The 22,059-nt window shown below is 73.7% G+C and carries 21 protein-coding genes and 1 pseudogene; 10 read left to right on the forward strand and 12 right to left on the reverse strand.

Features of this window, described 5'->3' with window-relative positions; translation table 11 throughout:
• The 4 genes and pseudogenes from V2J85_RS38400 to V2J85_RS38415 form a co-directional block, all read right to left on the reverse strand.
• Nucleotides 1-211: pseudogene (locus V2J85_RS38400) on the reverse strand (IS701 family transposase); the annotation flags it as partial.
• 414 nt (nt 212-625) lie between these two features.
• Complete coding sequence (gene otsB, locus V2J85_RS38405) at nt 626-1,489, reverse strand: trehalose-phosphatase (protein ID WP_330824170.1); 864 nt, start codon at nt 1,487-1,489, stop codon at nt 626-628.
• A gap of 100 nt (nt 1,490-1,589) precedes the next feature.
• Nucleotides 1,590-1,871, reverse strand: coding sequence for a DUF3263 domain-containing protein (locus V2J85_RS38410; protein WP_261957488.1), 282 nt, complete (start codon nt 1,869-1,871; stop codon nt 1,590-1,592).
• Between the two features lie 72 nt (nt 1,872-1,943).
• Entirely contained in the window at nt 1,944-3,212 is a 1,269-nt protein-coding gene (locus tag V2J85_RS38415; protein ID WP_474064972.1) for an extracellular solute-binding protein, read from the reverse strand.
• Between the two features lie 270 nt (nt 3,213-3,482).
• Here V2J85_RS38415 and V2J85_RS38420 point away from each other — a divergent pair, with 270 nt between their 5' ends.
• The 3 genes from V2J85_RS38420 to V2J85_RS38430 all read left to right on the forward strand — a co-directional run bounded on the left by V2J85_RS38420 (nt 3,483) and on the right by V2J85_RS38430 (nt 6,667).
• Nucleotides 3,483-4,400 carry an ROK family protein gene (locus V2J85_RS38420; protein WP_419836876.1) on the forward strand — a complete coding sequence of 306 codons (918 nt, stop codon included), beginning with the start codon at nt 3,483-3,485 and terminating at the stop codon, nt 4,398-4,400.
• The gene (gene nagA / locus V2J85_RS38425) at nt 4,400-5,611 is read left to right on the forward strand and encodes an N-acetylglucosamine-6-phosphate deacetylase (protein ID WP_261956216.1); all 1,212 of its coding nucleotides are present in this window, start codon (nt 4,400-4,402) and stop codon (nt 5,609-5,611) included. The genes V2J85_RS38420 and nagA overlap by 1 nt, the downstream gene beginning before the upstream one ends.
• Before the next feature lie 129 nt (nt 5,612-5,740).
• Nucleotides 5,741-6,667 carry a 1-phosphofructokinase family hexose kinase gene (locus tag V2J85_RS38430; protein WP_261956217.1) on the forward strand — a complete coding sequence of 309 codons (927 nt, stop codon included), beginning with the start codon at nt 5,741-5,743 and terminating at the stop codon, nt 6,665-6,667.
• A 17-nt stretch (nt 6,668-6,684) separates the two neighbouring features.
• On the opposite strand, the gene V2J85_RS38435 is transcribed toward V2J85_RS38430, so the two are convergent.
• Entirely contained in the window at nt 6,685-7,599 is a 915-nt protein-coding gene (locus V2J85_RS38435) for a CBM35 domain-containing protein (protein ID WP_261956218.1), read from the reverse strand.
• Between the two features lie 306 nt (nt 7,600-7,905).
• Nucleotides 7,906-9,576: a diguanylate cyclase CdgB gene (gene cdgB, locus V2J85_RS38440; protein ID WP_030414926.1), complete on the reverse strand. Its 1,671-nt coding sequence runs from the start codon at nt 9,574-9,576 to the stop codon at nt 7,906-7,908.
• Nucleotides 9,577-10,013: 437 nt separating this feature from the next.
• Between cdgB and V2J85_RS38445 the strand changes: the two genes are divergently transcribed.
• Nucleotides 10,014-10,514 carry a flavin reductase family protein gene (locus V2J85_RS38445; protein ID WP_261956219.1) on the forward strand — a complete coding sequence of 167 codons (501 nt, stop codon included), beginning with the start codon at nt 10,014-10,016 and terminating at the stop codon, nt 10,512-10,514.
• A gap of 30 nt (nt 10,515-10,544) precedes the next feature.
• On the opposite strand, the gene arfB is transcribed toward V2J85_RS38445, so the two are convergent.
• Nucleotides 10,545-10,973, reverse strand: coding sequence for an alternative ribosome rescue aminoacyl-tRNA hydrolase ArfB (gene arfB / locus V2J85_RS38450; protein WP_261956220.1), 429 nt, complete (start codon nt 10,971-10,973; stop codon nt 10,545-10,547).
• 317 nt (nt 10,974-11,290) lie between these two features.
• Here arfB and V2J85_RS38455 point away from each other — a divergent pair, with 317 nt between their 5' ends.
• Nucleotides 11,291-11,866, forward strand: a complete 576-nt coding sequence (locus V2J85_RS38455; protein ID WP_261956221.1) for a TerD family protein — start codon at nt 11,291-11,293, stop codon at nt 11,864-11,866.
• A 97-nt stretch (nt 11,867-11,963) separates the two neighbouring features.
• Here the strand turns inward: V2J85_RS38455 and V2J85_RS38460 are convergent, their stop codons facing one another.
• On the reverse strand, nt 11,964-12,251 hold the full coding sequence (locus V2J85_RS38460) for a helix-turn-helix domain-containing protein (protein ID WP_261956222.1): 288 nt from the start codon (nt 12,249-12,251) through the stop codon (nt 11,964-11,966).
• 79 nt (nt 12,252-12,330) lie between these two features.
• Between V2J85_RS38460 and map the strand changes: the two genes are divergently transcribed.
• Nucleotides 12,331-13,098: a type I methionyl aminopeptidase gene (map, locus tag V2J85_RS38465; protein ID WP_261956223.1), complete on the forward strand. Its 768-nt coding sequence runs from the start codon at nt 12,331-12,333 to the stop codon at nt 13,096-13,098.
• Nucleotides 13,099-13,190: 92 nt separating this feature from the next.
• Here the strand turns inward: map and V2J85_RS38470 are convergent, their stop codons facing one another.
• Nucleotides 13,191-13,835, reverse strand: coding sequence for a GlcG/HbpS family heme-binding protein (locus V2J85_RS38470; RefSeq protein WP_330824173.1), 645 nt, complete (start codon nt 13,833-13,835; stop codon nt 13,191-13,193).
• 186 nt (nt 13,836-14,021) lie between these two features.
• Between V2J85_RS38470 and V2J85_RS38475 the strand changes: the two genes are divergently transcribed.
• From V2J85_RS38475 to V2J85_RS38485, 3 genes are all read left to right on the forward strand, one after another.
• Complete coding sequence (locus tag V2J85_RS38475) at nt 14,022-15,419, forward strand: sensor histidine kinase (protein ID WP_419836875.1); 1,398 nt, start codon at nt 14,022-14,024, stop codon at nt 15,417-15,419.
• The gene (locus tag V2J85_RS38480; RefSeq protein WP_261956225.1) at nt 15,416-16,126 is read left to right on the forward strand and encodes a response regulator; all 711 of its coding nucleotides are present in this window, start codon (nt 15,416-15,418) and stop codon (nt 16,124-16,126) included. The genes V2J85_RS38475 and V2J85_RS38480 overlap by 4 nt, the downstream gene beginning before the upstream one ends.
• Before the next feature lie 235 nt (nt 16,127-16,361).
• Entirely contained in the window at nt 16,362-16,859 is a 498-nt protein-coding gene (locus tag V2J85_RS38485) for a hypothetical protein (protein WP_261956226.1), read from the forward strand.
• A gap of 52 nt (nt 16,860-16,911) precedes the next feature.
• Here the strand turns inward: V2J85_RS38485 and V2J85_RS38490 are convergent, their stop codons facing one another.
• Nucleotides 16,912-17,556 carry a pentapeptide repeat-containing protein gene (locus tag V2J85_RS38490; RefSeq protein ID WP_330824180.1) on the reverse strand — a complete coding sequence of 215 codons (645 nt, stop codon included), beginning with the start codon at nt 17,554-17,556 and terminating at the stop codon, nt 16,912-16,914.
• A 343-nt stretch (nt 17,557-17,899) separates the two neighbouring features.
• Here V2J85_RS38490 and V2J85_RS38495 point away from each other — a divergent pair, with 343 nt between their 5' ends.
• Nucleotides 17,900-18,898: a zinc-binding dehydrogenase gene (locus V2J85_RS38495; protein ID WP_330824174.1), complete on the forward strand. Its 999-nt coding sequence runs from the start codon at nt 17,900-17,902 to the stop codon at nt 18,896-18,898.
• Between the two features lie 141 nt (nt 18,899-19,039).
• Here V2J85_RS38495 and V2J85_RS38500 read toward each other — a convergent pair whose 3' ends face one another.
• Together V2J85_RS38500 and V2J85_RS38505 are read right to left on the reverse strand one after the other, a co-directional pair.
• A complete protein-coding gene (locus V2J85_RS38500) occupies nt 19,040-20,143 on the reverse strand; it encodes an aminopeptidase P family protein (protein WP_330824181.1) in 1,104 nt (367 codons plus the stop codon).
• Between the two features lie 209 nt (nt 20,144-20,352).
• Nucleotides 20,353-21,627 carry a serine/threonine-protein kinase gene (locus tag V2J85_RS38505; protein ID WP_261956229.1) on the reverse strand — a complete coding sequence of 425 codons (1,275 nt, stop codon included), beginning with the start codon at nt 21,625-21,627 and terminating at the stop codon, nt 20,353-20,355.
• Between the last annotated feature and the right edge of the window lie 432 nt (nt 21,628-22,059).

Consider the following 22,059-nt stretch of genomic DNA (forward strand, 5'->3'; position numbering starts at 1 on the left):
TCTCGTCCCAGTCCGAGTGGTTCAGCAGCCGCTGGACGCCGTCCGGGCGGAGCTGGCCGACCTGCTCGGCCAGCGTCCAGCCGTTCTTCCTCTCCAAAGGGGCCAGTAGACCCCGCAGATAGTCCAAGGCCCGGTCTCGTGGCTCTGACCTGCCGAAACGATGCCCGAAGCGGGCATGCAAATCCGCTATCCCCTCGGACCATGACTCGATCTCCTCAACCGTCAGCGACTTCTCACACAGTCACACCAACGAGCCCCAGCCCACACGGTCACACCACCTGCGGTTGCAGTACTAGGGCGGAGGCGAACACATCCCGTAGGGGACACGAACGCCCCCTGCGGGGCCACAACGGGGTGGGGGTGGCGGGTATTCCCGGCGAGGGGCGGGCGGGGCGGCGTGCTTCGGCGGGCCCGGGGGCAGCATGCTCCGGCAGGCCCGGGGAGCGGCGTGCTTCGGCGGGCGGGGCGGGGCAGCATGCTCCGACGGGCCCGGGAGGCGGCGTGCTCCGGCGGGCCCGGGGGCAGCATGCTCCGGCAGGCCCGGGGAGCGGCGTGCTTCGGCGGGGCGGGGCATCGTGCTTCGGCGGGCCCGAGGGGCGGTGCTTCGGCGGGTGGGTGGGTGAGGTCAGTGCTCGGTGAGGCCGGTCGCCAGTGTGCCGAGCAGGTTCACGACGCCGGTCGGGCCGTTGACGACCAGGTCGGCGCGGTCGGCGAGTTCGGTGACCTCGTTGCTGCCGCTGCAGACCAGGAGGCCGGTCAGGCCCTCGGAGCGGAGCTTTTCGACGGCGGCGAACGCGGCCAGGTCACCGAGGTCGTCGCCGGCGTAGAGGACCGTCGAGGCGCCGGTTTCGCGGATCCAGTCGGCGAGCGCGACGCCCTTGTCCATCCCGGGCGGCCGGAGTTCGAGGACCAGGCGGCCCGGTTCGACGATGAGGCCGTGGCGTTCGGCCAGCGCGGTGAGCGGTGCGCGCAGCCGCTCGAAGGCGCCCTGCGGGTCGTCGGCGCGGCGGGTGTGGATGGCGATGGCCCGGCCGCCCTTGCGCTCGATGGCGGTCTCGACCCAGGTGCCGTGCCAGACGCCGGAGGCGTCCAGGACGCCGGGGAGTTCGGCCTGTATGGCGGCGACGCCGGGGTGCGGCGGCGGGGCGTGCACGGTGCCGGTGGACGCCTCCCAGCGTTCGGCACCGTAGTGGCCGAGGACGGTGAGGTGTTCCAGTCCGGGGACGGCGGCGAAGCCGCCGAGGCGGACCGCGACGGTGGCCGGCCGGCCGGTGATCACCGCGGCGGCGCGCAGGTGCGGAACGAGGCGGCCGAGGGCGGCGACCGCGCCGTCGTGGGCGCGGGCCTTTTCCGGGTCGGGGACGATGTCGGCGAGGGTGCCGTCGAAGTCGAGGGCGACGACGGCGCGTTCCGGGTGGGCCAGCAGCGCGGCGAGGCCGTCGCGGCCGGCGGGGGTGACGGGAGTCGGCACGTTCGGGGGGCTGCCCATGGCGCCGACCCTACCGGCGGTGGGCGGGTGCACGGCCGGTGCACGGGCGCATCCGGCCGACGGGTCGCGGCACCGTCCGTGCCGCGAGCGGCGGGCCCGGTCAGCGGCGGGCGCGGCGCGCTTCGCGTATCCGGCGCAGGCGGTTGATGGTGACCGGGTCGTGGGCGAGCGCGCGGGGGTCGTCCAGCAGGGCGTTGAGGAGCTGGTAGTAGCGGGTCGGGGAGAGGCCGAGCCGTTCGCGGATGGCCCGTTCCTTGGGGCCGGGGCCGGGCCAGGAGCGGCGCTCGACGGCGAGCACCGCCTCGTCCCGGGCGGACAGCCCGGAGCCGCCCGCGCCGCCGGTGGCCTGCGGGTCGTCCGTACTGCCGGGGCCGCTCGTCATCACGTTCCCACGATAAGCGCACGGTCGGACGGGCGGGGGCCGGGCGGGTGGCCCGGTCCCCCGCGCGCGGCGTCATTCGCCGCTGTTGTCCTCGGTGTCCGCGGTGTTCTGGATGTCGGTGAGCACGCCGGCCGGGTTGCCGTTGGGGCCGACCGCGGCGCCCATCCTGGCCTTGACGGTCTTGGAGACCAGTGGCCAGGAGGTCTTGTCCGCCGGGTAGAACTCGGCGCCGGCCAGCTGCTTGAGGAAGCTGTGCAGCTTGGCGTAGTGGTCGTCGGCCATCATCGTCTGGGAGGCGGAGGTGGTGACGGGCAGCAGGCCGTAGTCGCCGGAGAACTTCTCGACGTTCTTGTCGCTGTAGACGAAGTCGAGGAACTTGCCGGCCTCGGCGCGGTGGCCGTTCTGCTTGAACGCCATCATCCAGTCGGCGACGCCCATGGTGGCCTTGGCCGGGCCCTTGACGCCGGGCAGGTCGACGGTGCCGTAGTCGATGCCCTTGGCCTCGGCCTGCTTCATGAGGGTGGGGTGGCCGTTGAGCATGCCGACGTCGCCGTCGGCGAAGCCGGCGAAGGCGTCCTCGCGGTTGAGCTTGGCCGGGTCGCTGCCGGTCAGGCCCTTGCCGACGAGGTCGTCCTTCAGCCAGTTGAAGGTCTTGATGTTCTCGGGCGAGTTGATCTGGTACTTGCCGATGGTGTCGGTGTAGCTGCCGCCGCCGCTGAGCATCCACATCAGCGTCTCGGCCTGGGTCTCCTCGGGGCCGAGCGGCAGTGCGTAGGGCATCTTGACGCCGTGCGCCTTCAGCAGGGCGGCGTCGTGGGCGATGTCGTCCCAGGTCTTCGGCGGGCTGGTGATGCCGGCCTGGGCGAACAGCTTCTTGTTGTAGAAGAGCCGCCGGGTGCTGGCGCCGAAGGGCATGCCGTACTGGACGCGGTGGTATTCGCCGGCCTCCGCGAGGGAGGGGGTGAAGTCGGCCTGGACCGGTATGGAGAGCAGCTGGTCGGCGCTGTAGAGCTTGCCCTTGGCCGCGTAGTCGGCGTAGGCGCCTATCTGGGCGAGGTCGGGGGCCTTGCCCTCCTTGACCAGGTCCTCGACGTGCTTGTCGACCTTGGTCCAGCTGTCGACCTCGACGTCGACCTTGATGCCGGGGTTCTTCTTCTCGAAGGCGCGGGCGAGCTGGTCCCAGTAGTGCTGGGAGCTGTTGGCCTCGCTGTCACCGTAGTCCGCGGCGATCAGCTTGAGGGTGACGTCGCCGTCGCCCGATCCGCCGCCGCAGCCGGTGAGTGTCAGTGTCATGGTGGTGGCCGTCGCTGCCGCCGCCAGGCTCAAGTACCGCCGCTGCACCCGCTGTTACCGCCCTTTTCCTGTCCCGAAATTCCGTGCCTGCCGGGTTCCTCAACACCGTCTCGGGGATCGCCCTCGCCCGGCGTGAACAGCGGGTTTCCCCCCGCGTCCGATACAAGGTCTACACCACAGGCGATCGCGCTTCGGTATCGGGCTCCCACACTTCCTTCACTTGGACCGGACCGGTGAGTGGACTAGACCTTTCGGGGCGCAGCGCGCGAAACTGTTCCCGTGAGACATGTCATCGCCCTGGATGTGGGCGGCACCGGGATGAAGGCCGCCCTCGTAGGGGTGGATCCCGAACCGTCCGGGAAGACACCACCCGCCCTGCTCTACGAGGCACGGCGGCCCACCGGCCGCGAGCGCGGCCCCGACGCGGTGGTCGAGACGATCCTCGGCTTCGCCGCCGAGCTCCGCGACATCGGCGCCGCCCGCTTCGGCACCCCCGCCGAGGCCGCCGGCGTCGCGGTCCCCGGCATCGTCGACGAGACCTCCGGCACCGCCGTCTACGCCGCGAACCTCGGCTGGCGGGACGTCCCGCTGCGGGCGCTGCTCTCCGAGCGGCTCGGCGGGGTCCCGGTCTCGCTCGGCCACGACGTGCGCACCGGCGGCCTGGCCGAGGGCCGGATCGGCGCCGGCCGGGACGCCGGCCGCTTCCTGTTCGTGCCGCTGGGCACCGGCATCGCCGGCGCCATCGGCATCGGGGGCCGCATCGAGGCCGGGGCGCACGGCAGCGCCGGCGAGATCGGCCACATCGTCGTACGGCCCGGGGGGCGGGCCTGCGGCTGCGGGCAGCGGGGCTGCCTGGAGACGCTGGCCTCGGCCGCCGCGGTGGGCCGGGACTGGGCGGCGGCCTGCGGCGACCCGGAGGCCAGCGCGGCGGACGCGGCCAAGGCCGTGGCGTCCGGCGACGCGCGGGCCCGCGCGGTGTGGCGGGACGCGGTGGACGCGCTGGCCGACGGCCTGGTCACCGGCCTGACCCTGCTCGACCCGGAGCTGCTGATCATCGGCGGCGGACTGGCCGAGGCGGGCGACACGCTGTTCACGCCTCTGCGGGAAGCGGTCCGGCGGCGCGTTACGTTCCAGCGGCTCCCCTCGATCGTTCCGGCGGCCCTCGGGGACGCCGCCGGGTGCCTGGGCGCGGGACTCCTCGCCTGGGATCTTCTCTCCACGGAGGTAACCGCCTGATGGCACAGCAACTGTCCGTGCAGCCGGCCGCGGGTCCCCGGCGCACCGTCCTGGCCGGCGCCCGGATCGCCCGCCCGTCCGGGGTCGTCGAGCGCGGCCGGATCATCGTCGAGGGCGGCCGGATCGCCGCGGTCCACAGCCGCGACGCCGACCTGGCCGAGGACCGCGGCGCCGACGCCGTGGACCTGACCGGCCACCTCGTCGTGCCCGGCTTCGTCGACATGCATGTGCACGGCGGGGGCGGCGGCTCGTTCTCGTCCGCCGACCCCGGCGAGTGCATGACGGTCGTGGAGACCCACCGCCGGCACGGCACCACCTCGATGGTCGCCTCCACCGTCACCGGCGAACTGCCCGAACTCGCCCGGCAGGCCGGGGTGCTGGCCGAACTGGTCCAGCAGGGCGAGCTGACCGGCATCCACTTCGAGGGCCCGTTCATCTCCCCGCACCGCTGCGGCGCCCACCAGCCGGGGCTGCTGCGCGACCCGGACCCGTCCGACGTCCGCAAGCTCCTCGACGCGGCCCACGGCACCGCCGCGATGATGACCCTCGCCCCCGAACTGCCCGGCGGTCTGGCGTCCGTACGGCTGCTCTCCGACGCCGGGGTGATCGCCGCCGTCGGCCACACCGACTCGTCCTACGACGCGGCCCGGCAGGCCATCGACGCGGGCGCCACCGTCGCCACCCACCTCTTCAACGCGATGCCCCCGCTCGGCCACCGGGCGCCGGGGCCGGTCGCCGCGCTCCTGGAGGACGAGCGGATCACCGTCGAGCTCATCAACGACGGCACCCATCTGCACCCCGCGATGCTCCAGCTGGCCGTCCGTGAGGCGGGCAACGGCCGGGTCGCGTTCATCACGGACGCGATGGGCGCGGCCGGCATGGACGACGGGATGTATCCGCTCGGGCCCATGCAGGTCGAGGTCAGGGACGGGGTGGCCCGGATCAGCGACGGCCCCACGGCCGGCTCCATCGCGGGCTCCACGCTCACCCTGGACCGGGCCTTCCAACGGGCCGTCCTCGTCGACGGCCTGACGGTGCATCAGGCCGTCCAGGCACTGTCCGCCACCCCGGCCCGCCTGCTGGGCATCGACGACCGCACCGGGTCCCTGGCGGCCGGCAAGGACGCCGACCTGGTGGTGCTGGACGCGGCGTTCGCCCTGGTCGGGGTCATGCGCCGGGGCGAGTGGGTGGTGCGCCCGCAGAGCGCGTGAGGTGAGCTGAGGGTCTGGGCCAACCGCCACCGACGATGGCATGATCGCTCGCGCACTTGTCCGCATGCCACCGCCGTGCGCGGTTGCCCGACCCCGGCCGCCCGGCCATGACTGCCCGGAGGGGCGACCATGATCCTCACGGTCACGCTGAACGCCGCCCTGGACATCACCTACCGTGTGCCACGGCTCCGCCCGCACCGTACGCACCGGATCACCGAGGTGTCCGAACGCCCCGGCGGCAAGGGCGTGAACGTCGCCCGGGTGCTGGCCGCGCTCGGCCACCGCACGGTCGCCACCGGCTTCGCGGGCGGCGGCACCGGCGACGCGCTGCGCGCCCTGCTCGCCGAGACGGCGGTCACCGACGCCCTGGTCCCGGTCGGCGGCGCCACCCGCCGCACGGTCGCCGTCGTCGACGGGACCACCGGGGACACCACCCAGCTCAACGAGCCGGGCCCGACCGTCTCCCCCGCCGAATGGGACACCTTCCTCGGCACCTACCGCGAACTGCTGGGCGAGGCCCGGGCGGTGGCACTGTGCGGCAGCCTGCCGCCGGGCGTCCCGGTCGACGTCTACGCCCGCCTCACCCGCGCCGCGCGCACCGCCGGCGTCCCCGTCCTCCTCGACACCAGCGGCGAACCGCTGCGCCGCGGCCTGGCCGCCCGCCCCGACCTCGCCAAGCCCAACGCCGACGAGTTGGCCGCCCTGACCGGCAGCACCGAGCCGCTGCGCGCCGCCCGCGACACCCGCCGCCGCGGCGCGCACGCGGTGGCCGCCTCACTGGGCCCGGACGGGATGCTGGCGGTCACCGCGGACGGCTCCTGGCAGGCCGCCCCGCCCCGGCGGTTCGCCGGCAACCCGACCGGCGCCGGCGACTCCGCGGTCGCCGGGCTGCTCTCCGGCCTGGTGGAGGACCTGCCCTGGCCCGCCCGCCTCGCCCGCGCGGTCGCCCTGTCCGCGGCGACGGTCCGCGCCCCGGCGGCCGGCGAGTTCGACCGGGCGACGTACGAGGAGCTGCGGGAGCGCGTGGTGGTGACGGACCATTCGCCGGCGGCCTGAACCGGCCCCGGCGGGTATCAGGGGCGGGCCAGCCAGACCTGGTCGAGGTTCACGTCGCACTGGTTACCGCTCTCGCAGGACAGCTTGACGGTGTTGGTGCCCTTGTTGAGCTGGACGTACGACCAGGTCTTGGTCCAGCCCTTGTCCCAGGCGCCCTCCGGGGCGTGGGCGAAGTTCTCCATGTTGACCGGGCGGGGGATCGCCGTGCCGTTCACGTTCAGCGTGAGGTTGGCGTCCTTGCCGGGCACGCCGTAGCCGACCCAGAGCTTGTACTTGCCGGCGGTGTCCACGTCGACCGACCAGGTGGCGGAGGCGCCGGGGGTGTTCATCCCGCCGATGTAGGTCCCGCCGGCCGAGCGGGCCCCGGGCACGTCCTTCGCCGTGGTCGCGCCGCCGTCCAGACGCAGGCTGCCGGCGTCCTCCTTGGGCAGTTCGCCGGGCTTGGGCTTGCTGTTGGGCGGTTCGCTCGGCTTGACGGTGTCACCGGCCGTGGGGCCGGGCTTGCCGGCGTTGGCGTCCTTGGTGTCCCCGCCGTTGTTGGTGAGCATCGCGACGCCGATGCCTATGCAGACCACCGCGACCACCGCGACCGCGCCGATCAGCAGCCCGTTGCGACGGCGCGGCTCCGGCTCGGCGCCGCGGCCGGGCGCCGGGACGGGCCGGGTGCGGTCGCCGCCGGGCAGGGTCTCCGGCGCGGCGTAGGTGGCGTTCGGCTGCCCGTAGGTGACCGGCTGCTGGGCCTGCTGGCCGTACTGGCGCTGGCCGACCGCCCGCACCTGGTTGTACGACGTGCGCGGCACCCCCGGCTGCCGGGCCGCCCCGCCGGCGCCCGCCGAGCCCGGTGCCCCGCCCTCGCCGCCTTCCGCGCGGTAGAGGTAGGCGAAGGGGTCGTCGTTCTCCGGCGTGTCCGCGCCGTTGTTGCCGGCCGTCATTCCGTGTCACTCCCAAGCGATGTGTGCGCGTCATGAACGCGTCGGTCGGTACGCGTGCGCAGACGTCTTCTGCGCGAATCTCTGGTCCGGGCCCCCGGCGGCGCCGCGCCGCATCGGCGCAGCCTACCCCCTCGCGTCCGGGCCACACCGAGCCCGGCGGGCCACAGGATCGCTACGGATCGGTGAACTGCTGGTGCGGGGGCCGGCGGGCCGCGGATGTGAGATGCGCCGCGCGGTGCGCGACGCCCCACCGCCCGGCTCCCGCCCGGTCCGTCGCACGGCGCCCGCGCGGCCCGCCGCCCGGTGTCAGCCCGCCGCCCGCCGGTTCGCCTTCGACCGGGAGCGCTTCTCGACGTACATCCGCTGGTCCGCCGACTCCAGGACCTCCTCGGCGGTCATCCCGCAGCTCGCCCAGCCGATGCCGAAGCTGGCGCCCACCCGGACCGCCCGGCCCTCCACCCGGATCGGCGGGATGATCGCGTTCCGCAGCCGCACCGCGAGGTCCTGGGCGTCGGCCGTGCCGAGACCGTCGGCGAGCACCACGAACTCGTCGCCGCCGAGCCGGGCGACGGTGTCGCCGTCCCGTACGCCGCTGGTCAGCCGGCGGGCGACCTCGATGAGCACGGCGTCGCCGGTGTTGTGCCCGAAGCGGTCGTTGATCGACTTGAAGCCGTCGAGGTCGCAGAAGAGGACCGCGAGCCCCTTGGAGCCGTCGTCGGCCGGCCCGTCCGCGGGGGCGACGAGGTGGACGTGGTGGTCGAACGGGACCGGGGCCTTGCCCTCGAAGCCGTCGACGCCGTCGAAGGGCTCGTTGCCGTCCGGCCGGAAGCCGTGCGGGTCCCGCGGGTCCGCGCCGCCCGAGGAGGCGTAGGCGTCCGCCAGCGAGCCGGCCGGCCGGGAGCACAGCCGGGCGCCGAGCCGGGCCCGCAGTTCGGCGCTGTTGGGCAGGCCGGTGAGCGAGTCGTGGCTGGCCCGGTGCGCGAGCTGGAGCTCGTGCCGCTTGCGCTCCTCGATGTCCTCGACGTGGGTGAGCAGGTAGCGGGGGCCGTCGGCGGTGTCGGCGACGACGGAGTTGCGCAGCGAGACCCACACGTACGTGCCGTCGCGGCGGGCCAGCCGCAGCTCGGCGCGGCCGCCCTCGGCGGAGGTGCGCAGCAGGGTGCCGATGTCCTCGGGGTGGACCAGGTCGGAGAAGGAGTAGCGGCGCAGCCCGGAGGCCGTGCGGCCGAGCAGCCGGCACAGCGCGTCGTTGGTCCGTAGCAGCCGCCCGTGCTGGTCCCCACCCATTTCGGCCACGGCCATCCCGCTCGGCGCGTACTCGAAGGCCTGTCGGAAGCTTTCCTCGCTGGCGCGCAGGGCCTGCTGCTCGCGCTCCAGCCGGACCAGGGCGCGCTGCATGTTGGCCCGCAGCCGGGCGTTGCTGATCGCGATCGCGGACTGGAAGGCGTACATCTGCAGCGCTTCCTGGCCCCAGGGGCCGGGGCGCCGGCCATTGCGCGGCCGGTCGACGGAGATCACGCCGAGCAGCTCGCCGCCGCCGTTGCCGGCGGTGTACATGGGCGCGAAGAGGCGGTCCATCGGGTGCCACTCGTCGGGGAACCGCGGCGCCGGCCCGGCCGTGTGCCACTGCGGTACGTCGTCGTCATCCAGCACCCAGCCCTCGGTGTACGGGATGAAGCAGAGGTCGCCCCACCGCTCGCCCATGGACAGCCGGCGGTCCCAGGAGGAGCGCGAGCCGACCCGGCCGGCCATCAGGGCCTCGGCGCCCGCGCTGCCGGCGACCGCGGCCACCACGAGATCTCCGTCGGGCCGCACGAGGTTGACCGCGGACAGCTCGTAACCGAGGCCGTTCACGGCGCCGTCGGCGACGGTCTGCAAGGTGTCCGCAAGGCTGCGTGCGGTGTTCAGTTCGGCGACCACTTGGTGCAGCTGCCGCAGGGTCGCAAGACGGACGTATGGCTCCGACTCGGTCTCCATCGCTCGCTCCCCTGAGACCTCGACAGCAGACTCCACGATTCTTGTCGTCCGATTCCACGCTCACTGAATCACAGTGAGCTCTTCACTCGGTACACAGGGTCAACAATTAGAGGCCGCTGTGACTCAAGTCACAGACGGTGAGCGAGCGTTGACCGTGCCGTACCACCCCGCCGCAGCAGACCCGCCTTCACTCTTTCTACACTTTCTGAACGCAAATTCCGAGGGGTCGACCCGCTGTATACGACCTCCGTCGCTGGACCTAGGACGCGGGTGGTCCCGGGGCCCGATGCGCGCCCGGACGGCGGGAAGTTAGCGTTCATGGCGTGTTCACGGAAACCCCTGTCGATGCGGCGGCCCCCGGGCCCGCCGCCACCGCTGCTCCCACCGTCGCGCCGGCCTCCGTGCCGGGTGGCGCGCCGATCCCGCATGCTGTGGGGGTGAGTGACGACGAGTTCCGCGCCGCCCTGTCCCGGCTCGCCGCCGGCGTCGTACTGATCACCGCCCACGACCCGGACGCCGGGCCGCGCGGCGAGGACGCCGGCATGACCGCCACGGCCTTCCTTTCCGTGTCGCTCGACCCGCCGCTCGTGATGGTGAGCGTTCGCAACGGCTCCCGGATGGACGACCTGCTGGCGGAGCAGCCGCTGTGGGCGGTCTCCGTCCTCTCGGGGCATCAACGGCAGATTGCCGGACGATTCGCGATGAAGGGCCGTATCAGCGACCGGCTTCTCTTCGAGGACATCGCACACGTACGGGGCGAAGCCTCCGGCGCCCCGCTCGTCGGCGGCGCGCTGGCGACCCTGGAGTGCCGCACCGAACAGCGCGTCGCGGCCGGCGACCACACCCTCGTCATCGGGCGGGTCCTGGCCACCGGGGTCCCGAACGAGGACGACGGGCCGCTGACGTACTTCCGGGGGCGCTACCGGCAGTTGGGGTGAGCGGCCGGGGACCGGCAGCCGGGCCGCCGGTCAGGTCCAGTCGCGGCCCGAGCGGCCGCGCTTGGTCTCACCGCGCTGCTTCTTCTCGCGCAGCCGGCGCTCGTTGATGCCCCGTGGGATCCGCGACTTCCGGCGCGGCTTGGGCGGCGGTGCGCTGGCCTCGGCGAGCAGCGCGGCCATCCGGACGGCCGCGGTCTCGCGGTTGCGCCACTGGGAGCGGTGGTCGGAGGCGCGTACGGACAGCACGCCGTCGACCAGCCGGCCGGCCAGCCGCTCCAGCGCACGCTCCTTCCACACCGGCGGCAGCGCCTGCGTGCCGCCGAGGTCGAAGCGCAGCTCGACCTGGCTGTCGCTGGTGTTGACGTGCTGGCCGCCCGGACCCGAGGACCGTGAGAAGCGCCAGACGAGCTCGGCCTCGGGAAGGACGACCGAACCGCGGATGACATGGGGCCCGGACATGGCCCTATGATCCCGCGGATCCGGCCGCACCGTCACCCGCTTTTCACCCGCCTTGACCTGGCCGCACATCAGATTCCGCCGCCGAGCGGCCGAGCGGCGCGGCGCGCGGCACGGACACCAGGCACGGCGCGCGGGGGGCACCGGCACGCCACTCGGACACCGGTATGCCCCGTGGAGACCGGCATCAGGATCGGGCAAAGAAAGTAAAGGGAGCTGGAACCTCACGGTCCCCCGACGGCGTTCTGGTGGGTGACGGTAGCTTCGTGGCAGCACGGAGCCCGACGACTCGACGCGTTGACTAGGAAAGGGACATCCCCATGGCTGTAAGCCTGTCCAAGGGCGGCAACGTCTCGCTCACCAAGGAGGCACCGGGCCTGACCGCCGTCACGGTGGGCCTCGGCTGGGACGTCCGCACCACCACCGGCACGGACTTCGACCTCGACGCCAGCGCGATCGCGGTGAACACCACCGGCAAGGTCTACTCCGACCAGCACTTCGTCTTCTTCAACAACAAGAGCACGCCGGACCAGTCGATCGTCCACACCGGTGACAACGTCACCGGCCAGGGCGAGGGCGACGACGAGCAGATCAACGTCAACCTGGCGGCGCTGCCGGCCGACATCGACAAGATCGTCTTCCCGGTGTCCATCTACGACGCCGACAACCGCAGCCAGAACTTCGGCCAGGTGCGCAACGCCTTCATCCGCATCGTCAACCAGGCCGGTGGCGCGGAGATCGCGCGCTACGACCTGAGCGAGGACGCGGCCACCGAGACCGCCATGGTCTTCGGCGAGCTGTACCGCAACGGCGCGGAGTGGAAGTTCCGTGCCGTGGGCCAGGGTTACGCGTCGGGCCTGGTCGGCATCGCGAAGGACTTCGGCGTCAACGTCTGAGTCGCCGGCGCCCCGGTGCGCAGAACCGTCCGCGGCCGGTAGACCGCGGGCTCGCTTCAGGGCCGGTCCCCTTCGGGGGGCCGGCCCTGCGCGCGTTTCAGGCGGCCGCGTCGCTTCCGCTCCCGGCCCCGTCCGCCGGTCCGGGCGGCATGGCCAGCACCGCCACCTCGTCCAGCGACAGTCCGAGCGTGCCGGCCAGCGCCGCGACCGTGAAGAACGCCGGGGTGGGCGCCCGGCCGGTCTCGATCTTCCGCAGCGTCTCGGCGGACAGCCCCGCCGCCGCCGCTACCTCGACCATGCTCCGCCCGCCACGCGCCGTCCGCAGCAGCGCGCCGAGCCGTTCACCGCGTTCCCGCTCCCAAGGAGTCAGTGGAGTCCGCACCATGCTCGTGATACTAATACCGGTAAACAATTACCGGTAAAGAAATACCGGTGCCACGTTCCTTGCCCTGCGGAGGTCATCCATGGTGGAAATCAAGACGGACACCGCGGTGGACGCGATGCGGGTGACCGGCCGGGTCGTCGCCGACGCGCTGGCCGCGGCCCGCGCGGCCGCCGCGCCGGGCGTGCGGCTGCTGGACCTCGACGAGGTCGCCCGCGCGGTGCTGCGCGAGGCCGGCGCCACCTCGCCGTTCCTCGGTTACCGCCCGTCGTTCGCACCCACCCCGTTCCCGGCCGTCATCTGCGCGTCCGTCAACGACGCGATCGTGCACGGCATCCCGGACGGCTACCGGCTGCGCGACGGCGACCTGGTGAGCCTCGACTGCGGCGCGGTGGTGGACGGCTGGGCCGGCGACGCCGCCATCAGCTTCACGGTCGGCACCCCGCGCCCCGAGGACGAGCGGCTCATGGAGACCACCCGGCGGGCGCTGGCGGCCGGTATCGCGGCCGCCGTACCGGGCGCCCGGATCGGCGACGTCTCCCATGCGATCGGCAGCATCGGACGCGCCGCCGGCCACGGCATCCCCCGCGACTTCGGCGGCCACGGCATCGGCCGGCAGATGCACGAGGACCCGCCGGTCCCCAACGACGGCCGGCCGGGCCGCGGCTTCGTGCTGCGCCCCGGCCTGGTGATCGCCATCGAGCCGATGTTCCTCGCCGGCGGCACGGACGCCTATCTCACGGACGACGACGGCTGGACCCTGCGCACCGCGGACGGCAGCCGGGCCGCCCACTTCGAGCACACCGTCGCGGTGACGGAGGACGGGCCACGGGTGCTGACGCTGCCGTAGCCGACGCAGCACCCGATCCGTTCGGCCGGCCGGCCGGCCGGCCGTCGAGGGTGTGCACGGTTCGGCCGGCCGGCGAGGCCTGCGCGGTTCGGCTAGCCGTCGAGGGCGTGCACGCCGGCCTGCGCGAACTGCTCGTCGAGGGCCCCGCTCGGCGCCCCCGCCACGCCGATCCCGGCGATCGGCGCGTCCTCGTCCCGGACCGGCGCACCGCCCGCCAGGAAGAGGGTGCCGGGAATGTCCTTGAGCGTGGGCGCCTCGTCGAGGCGCTTGACCAGGTCGGAGGTGGGGGCGTTCCAGGACACCGCCGTGAACGCCTTCCGCGCCGCCGACTCGTACGCCTGCGGCCCGGCGCCGTCGCCCCGCAGCGCGACCAGTGTGCTGCCGTTGCGGTCCACGACGGCCACCGAGATCCGCTGCCCGGCCTTCTCGGCCGCCTTCAGCGCGGCCTGGGCGGCCTTGGTGGCGGCGTCGAGGGTGAGGTGGGTGGTGGTGCGCGTGAGGCCCTTGCCGACGTTCGCGGACGAGGACGCGGCGGCGGGCGTGGACGAGGGCGCGGCGGTCGCGGAGGCGCCGCCGAGGACACCCGCGCCCACCAGGGCGGTCGCGACGGCGCCGGCCGCGGCGACGGCACCGACCGCGGAGACCTTGCGGGAGGCCTTGGAGGAGTCCCGGTGGGAGCCCTTGGGGGAGACCTCGTCGGAGACCTTGTGGGAGCGGAACGGAGTTCTCGGATTCATGCCCTCATCGTCGGAGGGGGACCGGCCCTCCAGGATCGGCGGTCCGGCCGGGATCGCCGTGCATGATGGGGGATACCGGTGTCGGCCGATCGGTTGATGCGGGCGCCGCTCCGCCCGGGTTACGACTACCAGGTCGGCGCCCGGCCAGGGCCCGTCCGACGGACGTCGGCCTACGAGGAGACCACGGTGCACATCACTCAGCAGCCGCCGGACAGGGGCGCGGACAGGGGCCCCGGCAAGGGCGAGGGCGCGAGCAGGGACGCGGGCCGGGACCCCGACGCCCGCTGGTTCGAGCCGGTGCTGCACCTGACGTTCTTCCTGCTGCTCGCCGCCTCGCTCACCCGCTTCCTGCTCCACCACCCGGGCGAACCCCGCACCCCGTGGATCATCGCCCTCAGCATCACCCTGGCCCTGCTCCACGTCCTCGGCCCGACCCCCGGTCGCCCTGCGCTCCGTATGCCCCGTACGCCCCGTACGCGGGACGCCGGGCAGGCCGACACCCGCCGGCTGCTCTGGCTGGCCGCGGTCGTGGCGGTCTGGGTCGTCGTGGTCGTGCTCGCACCGAGCTTCGCCTGGTGCGCCGTGCCGCTCTTCTACACCGGCCTGCGAACGCTGCCGGCCGGCGCCGCGTCGGTGCTGGTCGGCCTGCTCACCGCGTTCGTCGTCGCCGCCCAACTCCGGCTGTCCACCGGCTTCGACCCGATCCTGGTGCTGGCCCCGCCGGCCGTCGCCGCGCTCGCCACCGCCGTCTTCGTCCACATGGAGCGGCAGGCGGCCCGCCAGCGCGCGCTGATCGACGATCTGCTGCGCACCCGCCGCGAACTGGCCGCGACCGAGCGGCGCGAGGGCACGCTCGCCGAGCGGCAGCGGCTCTCGATGGAGATCCACGACACGCTCGCCCAGGGGCTGTCCAGCCAGCAGATGCTGCTACAGGCCACCGACCGGACCTGGGACAGCGACCCGGCCACCGCCCGCGGCCATCTCCGTACGGCCACCGAGATCACCGCCCGCAACCTCGCCGAGGCCCGCCGCTTCGTCCACGACCTCGCCCCGGCCGACCTGGCCGGCGGCACCCCCCTCCCGGAGGCCCTCCGCCGACTGGCCACCCGCACGACCGGTCCCACGACCGTCCCTGCGGCCGGCCCCGTGGCTGCCCCCGCGACCGGCCCCACGACCGGTCCCACGGCTGGTCCCACGGCCGGTCCCCCTGCGGACGAGCCGGGCGGCGGCGGGCCCGGCGGGCGGCTGAGTGTGCGCTTCCACCAGGACGGCACCCCCGTACCGCTCCCGGACCGGGTGCAGTCCGCGCTGCTGCGCATCGCCCAGGGCGCCCTCGCGAACGTCCGCGAGCACGCCGCCGCGCGCACCGTCACCCTCACCCTCAGCTACCTGGGCGACCAGGTCGTCCTCGACATCGCCGACGACGGCCGGGGCTTCACCACCGCCGCCGCACAAGGACGCGGCCACGGCCTGCCCGCCATGCACGCCCGGATGCGGCAGCTCGGCGGGACGCTCACCATTGAATCCGCACCGGGCGAGGGCACCGTCCTGTCCGCCGCCGTCCCCCTGGAGCGCACGCCATGACCTCCTCCGCGACCTCCTCCGCAGGCGAAGCGCCGCACACCCCCGTACGCGTCCTGCTCTGCGACGACCACGCGGTGGTCCGCGCCGGACTGCTCGCCCTGCTCAGCAGCGCCCACGGCATCGAGGTCATCGCCGAGGCCGGCGACGGTGAGGAGGCCGTGGCACTGGCCGCCGCGCTCCGCCCCGACGTCGTCCTGATGGACCTCCAACTCGGCTCGGGCATCGACGGCATCGAAGCCACCCGCCGCATCACCGCCCGAGCCCGGGAAGCCGCAGGAGCCGGTGTCACTCCGGCCGGCTCGACCGGCCCGATCCCCCACGTCCTCGTCCTGACCACCTACGACACCGACGCCGACATCACCCGCGCCATCGACGCCGGTGCCACCGGTTATCTCCTCAAGGCCGAGCGGCCGGAGGAACTGTTCGCCGCCATCCGGGCCGCGGCCGCGGGGCGCAGCACGCTCTCCGGGCCGGTCGCCCACCGGGTACTGGCCCAGATGCGCAGCCCGCGCCCCACCCTCACCGACCGCGAGCTCGACATCCTCGGCCAGCTCGCCCGCGGGCTGAGCAACCGGGAGATCGCCCGCGCCCTGTTCATCAGCGAGGCCACGGTCAAGACCCACCTCGGCCGCATCTACGACAAACTCTCCGTGGACACCCGGGCCGGCGCCGTCTCCGTGGCCAAGGAACAGCGCCTGCTGCCCTGACTGCTCCCCCCACCCCCGCCTCCGCCCCCGCGAGGCGAGGCAGCGGCCCCCGCCCCCGCGTGAGGCGAGCCAGTAGCCCGCGCTCCCAGGTCACATCCCCGGGTCACATCGCCAGGTGGCATCCGCGCGCACATGGCCCGACGCCGGGTGCCGATCATGCCCTCCGGGCCGCGAGCGGCCCCGGTCAGAGCCGGTGCGCACATCCGTCCACCGACCGGCGTGACACCATCAAGGCGTGATCGACCTCGGCTACTCCCTCTCCCGCCGCTTTCCGGACCCACCGCAGACGGACTACCGGACCGCGGGGGTGCACGCGCTCCGCCACGACCTGTTCTGCGGCGACGTGTACCTGGCGGACACCACGGCGGACCGCGAACTGTCCACCGCCTGGGGCTGGGTGCCGGTCCTCGACTTCGCCTGGGCGCTGTGCGACATCGTCGAGCAGCTCGACACCGACCCCCGCGGCAGCCGCTCGGCCCGTCCCGTCCACGCCGAGCTCGACTTCACGGAATCCGCCGACCTGATGCGCTTCGAGCGGCGCTTCGGCTGGGTGGACGTCGAGGCCGACTGGATGCCGGCCGACGAGCCCCCGCTCACCTTCAACCACGCCGCGCTCCGCCGCGAGGCCCGCGACTTCCTGCACGACCTGATCGCCGACCTCACGGACATGCACGACGGCCTCGGCGACAACCCCGCCATCTGGGACCTGCAGTCCCGCTTCCCCCGCGTCTGACCACCGCCAACAGCCCGGCGGGGGCCGGAACCCCGGCCGCCCCTCCACTCCCCTACTCGACCCTCACCCCTGCCTGCGCCGCGAACGCCGGTGCCAGATCCATCAGTTGGGTCGTGCTGATCACCGCCCCGGACAGCCGGTCGATCCCCCGCGCGATGTCCACCGCCGCCGCGCCGCGCAGATCGACGTCCTTCATCCGCGCCTCGGAGAAATCGATCCGCGCCAGGGTGCAGTCGTCGAACGTGACCCGCTCCAGCTCGGCCCCCGCGAAGTCCGCCTCGATGAGCACGCACCCCTCGAAGGCGACGTCCCGCAGCTTCGCGCTGCGCAGATTCGGGAAGTCGATCTTCCCGCCGCGCACCACGACCCGCTCCAGGACCGCGCCGTGCAGCTGCGTCCCGCCGAGCCTGGCGTCCGAGACCTCGACATCGCGCAGGGACGCCCCGGACAGATCCGTCCCGACCCCGCGCACCCCGCTCAGCACGCTGTCGATGATCCGCGCCCGGCCGAGCACCGTCCCGTCGAGCCCGCAGCGGCGCAGCGCACAGTCCATGAACCGCGCGCCCCGCGCCGACTGCCGCGCCCAATCGGCGTCCGCGAACTCCAGCCCGTCGTAATCCCCGTCCTCCTCCAACTCCCCGCCGTCGTACGCCACCAGCTCCGGCAGCCGCACCTCCGGCCGCCGCACCGCCCGCACCGTCTCCTTACCGCGCCCGGCCACGCGATCACCCCTTTCACCCTCGACCCGCATACGCGTCGCACGCACGCACCGCACCTGCGCAACACAACCCGTCGTGCTCCGGCCGGAAATCCGTCCGCCGGAATCCGTCCGCCGGAAACCGTCGTAACCCATCGTGAACCACCCCACTGACAACGCCCCCCGACCAGCGCAGAAGCACCCCTCAACGGCTCACCCGAACCCCTCACCCCTCACCGTTGACCTCAACCCAACTTGAGGTCGCAGACTGACGGCGCCCCGGGATCCCACCAGACGTCGGCCCGGGATCCCACCAGACTTCGACAAGGAGAGAACCCCCACCATGCGCGCCATACGCCTGCACGCCTTCGGCCCCGCCGAGAACCTCCTGCACGAGACCGTCGACGACCCCGCCCCCGGCCCCGGCGAGGTACGGATCTCCGTCGCCGCGGCCGGTGTGCACCTCCTGGACACCACACTGCGCGCCGGCCACTCGGGCGGGCCGTTGCCCCTGCCCGACCTCCCGACCGTGCCCGGCCGCGAGGTCGCCGGCACGGTCGACGCCCTCGGCGAGGGCACCGACCCGTACTGGCTCGGCCGGCGGGTCGTCACCCACCTGGGCGCGGCACCCGGCGGCTACGCCGAACTCGCCGTCGTCGCCGCTGACCGCCTGCACGACATCCCGGACGGGCTGGACGCCGCCCAGGCGGTCGCCATGATCGGCACCGGCCGCACCACCATGGGCATCCTGCTCTTCGCCGACCTCACCCCCGACGACATCGCCCTCGTCCCCGCGGCCGCCGGCGGCATCGGCTCACTGCTCGTCCAGCACCTCAAGAACACCGGCGCCACTGCCATCGGACTGGCCGGCGGCCCCGCCAAGGTGGCCCGCGTCCGTGACCTGGGCGCCGACCTCGCCGTCGACTACACCGACGACACCTGGCCGGCCCGTGTCCGCGCCTTCCTCGATGACCGGGGCGTGCCCGGCGCCACCCTCGTCTTCGACTCGGTCGGCGGCGCCCCCGGACGCGCGGCCGTCGACCTGCTCGCCGAAGGGGGCCGCCATCTGCTCTTCGGCTGGTCCTCCGGAGCCCCGACGGAGTTCGCCGACGGCGAGTTGGCGGCCCGCGGGATCACCTCCCGGCAGGTGCTGGGCCCGCCGATGCTGGCCCGGGCCGGGGGCGACAACCCGATCCGCACCCTGGAGACCGCCGCCCTCGCGGAGGCCGCAGCCGGCCGACTCGTCCCGTCCGTCCAGCGCTTCCCCCTTGCGGACGCCGCGGCCGCCCACCGCGCCCTGGAGACCCGCACCACGATGGGCAAGGTGATCCTGGTGCCGTGAGCGAGGTGACCCTGGCGCCGTGAGTACGGGCAGGCCGAGGCCGAGGGAGGAGCCGAGCCGGGGCACCACTACGGCCCTCACTCGCCCACGGCCCCCGCCCACAAGCCCCCGCTCGCCCGGAGGCCGCCCCGCCCCCGCCCGCTACCGCACCACCGCCATCTCCCTGGCCGTCTCGTTCAGCCGCCGGCCGCCCGACTCCGTGCACGTCACGATGTCCTCGATCCGCACCCCGAACCGTCCCGGCAGGTAGATCCCCGGCTCGATCGAGAAGCACATCCCCGGTACGAGCGGCAGATGCTCGCCCTCCACCAGGTACGGCGGCTCATGCGTGGTGACCCCGATGCCGTGCCCGGTCCGGTGGATGAAGTACTCGCCGTACCCCGCCGCCTTGATCACCCTCCTGGCCACCCGGTCGACCTCCTGGCAGGCGATGCCCGGCCGCACCGCCTCGAAGGCCGCCTGCTGCGCCTCCCGCACGATGTCGTGCACCTTGCGCTCCTCGGCCCCCGGTTCCCCGACGTGCACCGTGCGCGACGTGTCCGACCCGTAGCCGTCCTTGAGGCCACCGAAGTCGAGCACCACCATGTCGCCGTCCTCGATGACCCGCTCCCCCGCCTCGTGGTGCGGGTTCGCGCCGTTGGGGCCCGACCCGACGACCGTGAAGTCCACCTGGCTGTGCCCGTGTTCGATCAGCAGCCGGGCGAGATCCGCGGCCACCTCCGACTCCCGCCGGCCCTCGAAGCGGACCCCCAGGATCTTCTCGTACGTGGCGTCCGCGGCCGCCCCGGCCGCCGCCAGCCGCGCCACCTCGTGGGCGTCCTTGACGGCGCGCAGCATCGGCAGCACCTCCGTCAGCGCCGCGTACGCAGCCCCCGGCACCGACCGCTGGAGGCCCAGCAGATGCAGCGCCCAGGTCGCGTCGGACACCCCGTAACGCCCCTCCGGACGCATCCACGTGGCGAGCTCCGCATACGGGTCCGCGCCATCGCTCCACCCGGACACCTCCAGCACGCCCGCCCCGGCGGCCTGCTCCGCGTCCGGCTGCTCCAATACGGGCACCAGCAGCCGCGCGCGCCGGCCCGGCTCGATCAGCAGGGCCGTCAGCCGCTCGGTGACGGCGGGCGGCCGATAGCCGCACAGCCACACCAGATCCGGCCCGGGCGTCACCAGCAGCCCGGCCAGCCCGGCAACGGCCGCCGCCCGCCCCGCCCGCTCCAACCGCCGCTCGTAGTCCTCTTGCATCATCGAAGTCACCATGCCGGCGAACTTACGCCGCCCACCCCGCCACCCCACCCGAAACCCGCCGTCGACGAGTACCTTCTCGACCCCGCCACGCCTGCACGCCCCCTGCCCCGGTACGCCCCCGCCCCGGCACGCCCCCTGACCCGGCGCGGTCAGGGCGACAGGAGCCGGGCGATGCGGGCCGTGTGGGGACTCCGGGTCCCGTGCCCCTGTCAGTGCCTGCGCTTGCCGTGCCGGTTGGCCTTCTTGGGGCCTGGTGTGACGTCGGGCGCCCTCTCCGGCTTCCGCTCGGCAGGCTCCGGGGGTGCGGAAGCAGTCCCGTACGACGTCGAGGGGGGCGGCGTGGCGGGGCTCGTGCTCGTGGACGGGTTGGTCTGCGACCCCTGCGCCGAGCCGGTGCCGGGCGAGAACCACACCATGCCCGCCACCAACGCCAGGGTGAAGAGGCCGGCACCGCCCAGCACAGCCACCAGCCGGGAACGGCGGAGAAACGGCAGGCGTGAGCGGCGGCTCGCGGCCCGGTGCACGCTCGTTCGCCACTCGGTGTCCGCCACCGGGGCGAAGGCACCGTCCAAGTGGCCGGTGCGGGCGGGGACGGAGCTTGCAGGGGAGCCGGTGGCGTGCGGCCGGTCCGGACGGCCGGGATGCCGGTGCTCACTCGGCAGCGGCTCCCGCGCCCCGCGCCAGGCTCCGCGCCCGAACCAGTCCGCCACCTCGTCAGCCGTGGGTCGGCCCTCGGGCTCCTTGGCCAGCAGACCGAGCAGATAGCTCTCGAAGGCGGGCGGTAGAGCGGCGCCGAGTTGCCGGGGTGGGACCGGGGCGGCATCGAGGTGCTGATGAAGCACCGCGAGCGCACTGTCCGCCTGGAACGGCGGCCGACCGGTGAGGAGTTGGTAGAGCACGCAGCCCAGGGAGTACACGTCGGATGCCGGGCCGGCGGTGCGGCCCAGGGCCCGCTCGGGCGCGAGGTAAAGGCTGGTGCCGACGATCTGCCCGGTGGCGGTGAGCGCGGCACCGGGGTCGTCGAGGAAGCGGGCGATGCCGAAGTCGCCGATCTTCAGGGTGCCGTCAGCGCCCAGCAGGAGGTTGGCCGGCTTGATGTCCCGGTGCACGATGCCCTGCCGGTGCGCGGCGGCCAGCCCCACGGCGGCCTGTGCGGCGATACGGGCCACGTCCGCGGCGGGGCGCGGTCCGGAGACGAGGAGCAGGTCGGCGAGGCTGCCCCCGTCGACGAGCTCCATCACCAGGAACAGACGGTCTTCGTACTCGCCGAAGTCGAGAACGCCGACCACATGCGGGTGGCTGAGGCGGCCGGCGGTCTGCGCCTCCAGCCGGAAGCGGGAGGGCGCGGTGGGGTCGGAGCCGTGGGAGAGCAGGAGTTTCACGGCAACCGGTCTGCCGAGGGTCTCGTCGAAGGCCCGCCAGACCTCCCCCATCGCGCCCCGCCCGATGGTGTCCCGCAGCCGGTATCGGCCCGCTATCAGCACTTGTTCTTCATCCTCATGCCCAAAGACGTCTTGATCACCGCAAGCCATGGCTCACCGTGGGGCGCGGATCAAGGTGCGGGGTGCCGCAGCGCCCCAGCGTATCGGCCCTGCGACCTCGCCCTTTCCGGGCGGCGCAGCGCCCGGCCGCCCACCAGAGGACGAGGATGCGTGCATGGTTCCCGGCCGAGTCGTGACGGCTTTGGGATGCGCCGTCCACAAGAGCGCTGGATTCGTGGCCATCTCCCGCCACCAGTGACATTCCAGGGCCACAACGCGCAGGAAGGAGTGACCCGATGATGAGGGTCGAGGCGCCCGCCCTCGTGGCGAGGTAAACGCGGGCGCCGAGCGCAGGAGCGGACTGGTTCCCCCCGTGCCGGCCCGCTCCTGCGCGCATACGGCAGTTCTCGCATGCGTGCACGACTATCTGCCCGG

The sequence above is a fragment of the Streptomyces bugieae genome (genome assembly GCF_036352915.1).
In the GTDB taxonomy this organism is placed as follows: domain Bacteria; phylum Actinomycetota; class Actinomycetes; order Streptomycetales; family Streptomycetaceae; genus Streptomyces; species Streptomyces endophytica.

Excerpts from the sequence above, each read along its gene's own strand:
- V2J85_RS38495 (WP_330824174.1), top strand. The coding sequence starts at position 17,900 with ATGCGCGCCATACGCCTGCACGCCTTCGGCCCCGCCGAGAACCTCCTG.
- V2J85_RS38430 (WP_261956217.1), top strand. The coding sequence starts at position 5,741 with ATGATCCTCACGGTCACGCTGAACGCCGCCCTGGACATCACCTACCGT.
- V2J85_RS38410 (WP_261957488.1), bottom strand. The coding sequence starts at position 1,871 with ATGACGAGCGGCCCCGGCAGTACGGACGACCCGCAGGCCACCGGCGGC.
- V2J85_RS38460 (WP_261956222.1), bottom strand. The coding sequence starts at position 12,251 with ATGGTGCGGACTCCACTGACTCCTTGGGAGCGGGAACGCGGTGAACGG.
- V2J85_RS38470 (WP_330824173.1), bottom strand. The coding sequence starts at position 13,835 with ATGAATCCGAGAACTCCGTTCCGCTCCCACAAGGTCTCCGACGAGGTC.
- V2J85_RS38435 (WP_261956218.1), bottom strand. The coding sequence starts at position 7,599 with ATGACGGCCGGCAACAACGGCGCGGACACGCCGGAGAACGACGACCCC.
- otsB (WP_330824170.1), bottom strand. The coding sequence starts at position 1,489 with ATGGGCAGCCCCCCGAACGTGCCGACTCCCGTCACCCCCGCCGGCCGC.
- cdgB (WP_030414926.1), bottom strand. The coding sequence starts at position 9,576 with ATGGAGACCGAGTCGGAGCCATACGTCCGTCTTGCGACCCTGCGGCAG.
- map (WP_261956223.1), top strand. The coding sequence starts at position 12,331 with ATGGTGGAAATCAAGACGGACACCGCGGTGGACGCGATGCGGGTGACC.
- V2J85_RS38480 (WP_261956225.1), top strand. The coding sequence starts at position 15,416 with ATGACCTCCTCCGCGACCTCCTCCGCAGGCGAAGCGCCGCACACCCCC.
- V2J85_RS38420 (WP_419836876.1), top strand. The coding sequence starts at position 3,483 with ATGAAGGCCGCCCTCGTAGGGGTGGATCCCGAACCGTCCGGGAAGACA.
- arfB (WP_261956220.1), bottom strand. The coding sequence starts at position 10,973 with ATGTCCGGGCCCCATGTCATCCGCGGTTCGGTCGTCCTTCCCGAGGCC.
- V2J85_RS38500 (WP_330824181.1), bottom strand. The coding sequence starts at position 20,143 with ATGATGCAAGAGGACTACGAGCGGCGGTTGGAGCGGGCGGGGCGGGCG.
- nagA (WP_261956216.1), top strand. The coding sequence starts at position 4,400 with ATGGCACAGCAACTGTCCGTGCAGCCGGCCGCGGGTCCCCGGCGCACC.
- V2J85_RS38455 (WP_261956221.1), top strand. The coding sequence starts at position 11,291 with ATGGCTGTAAGCCTGTCCAAGGGCGGCAACGTCTCGCTCACCAAGGAG.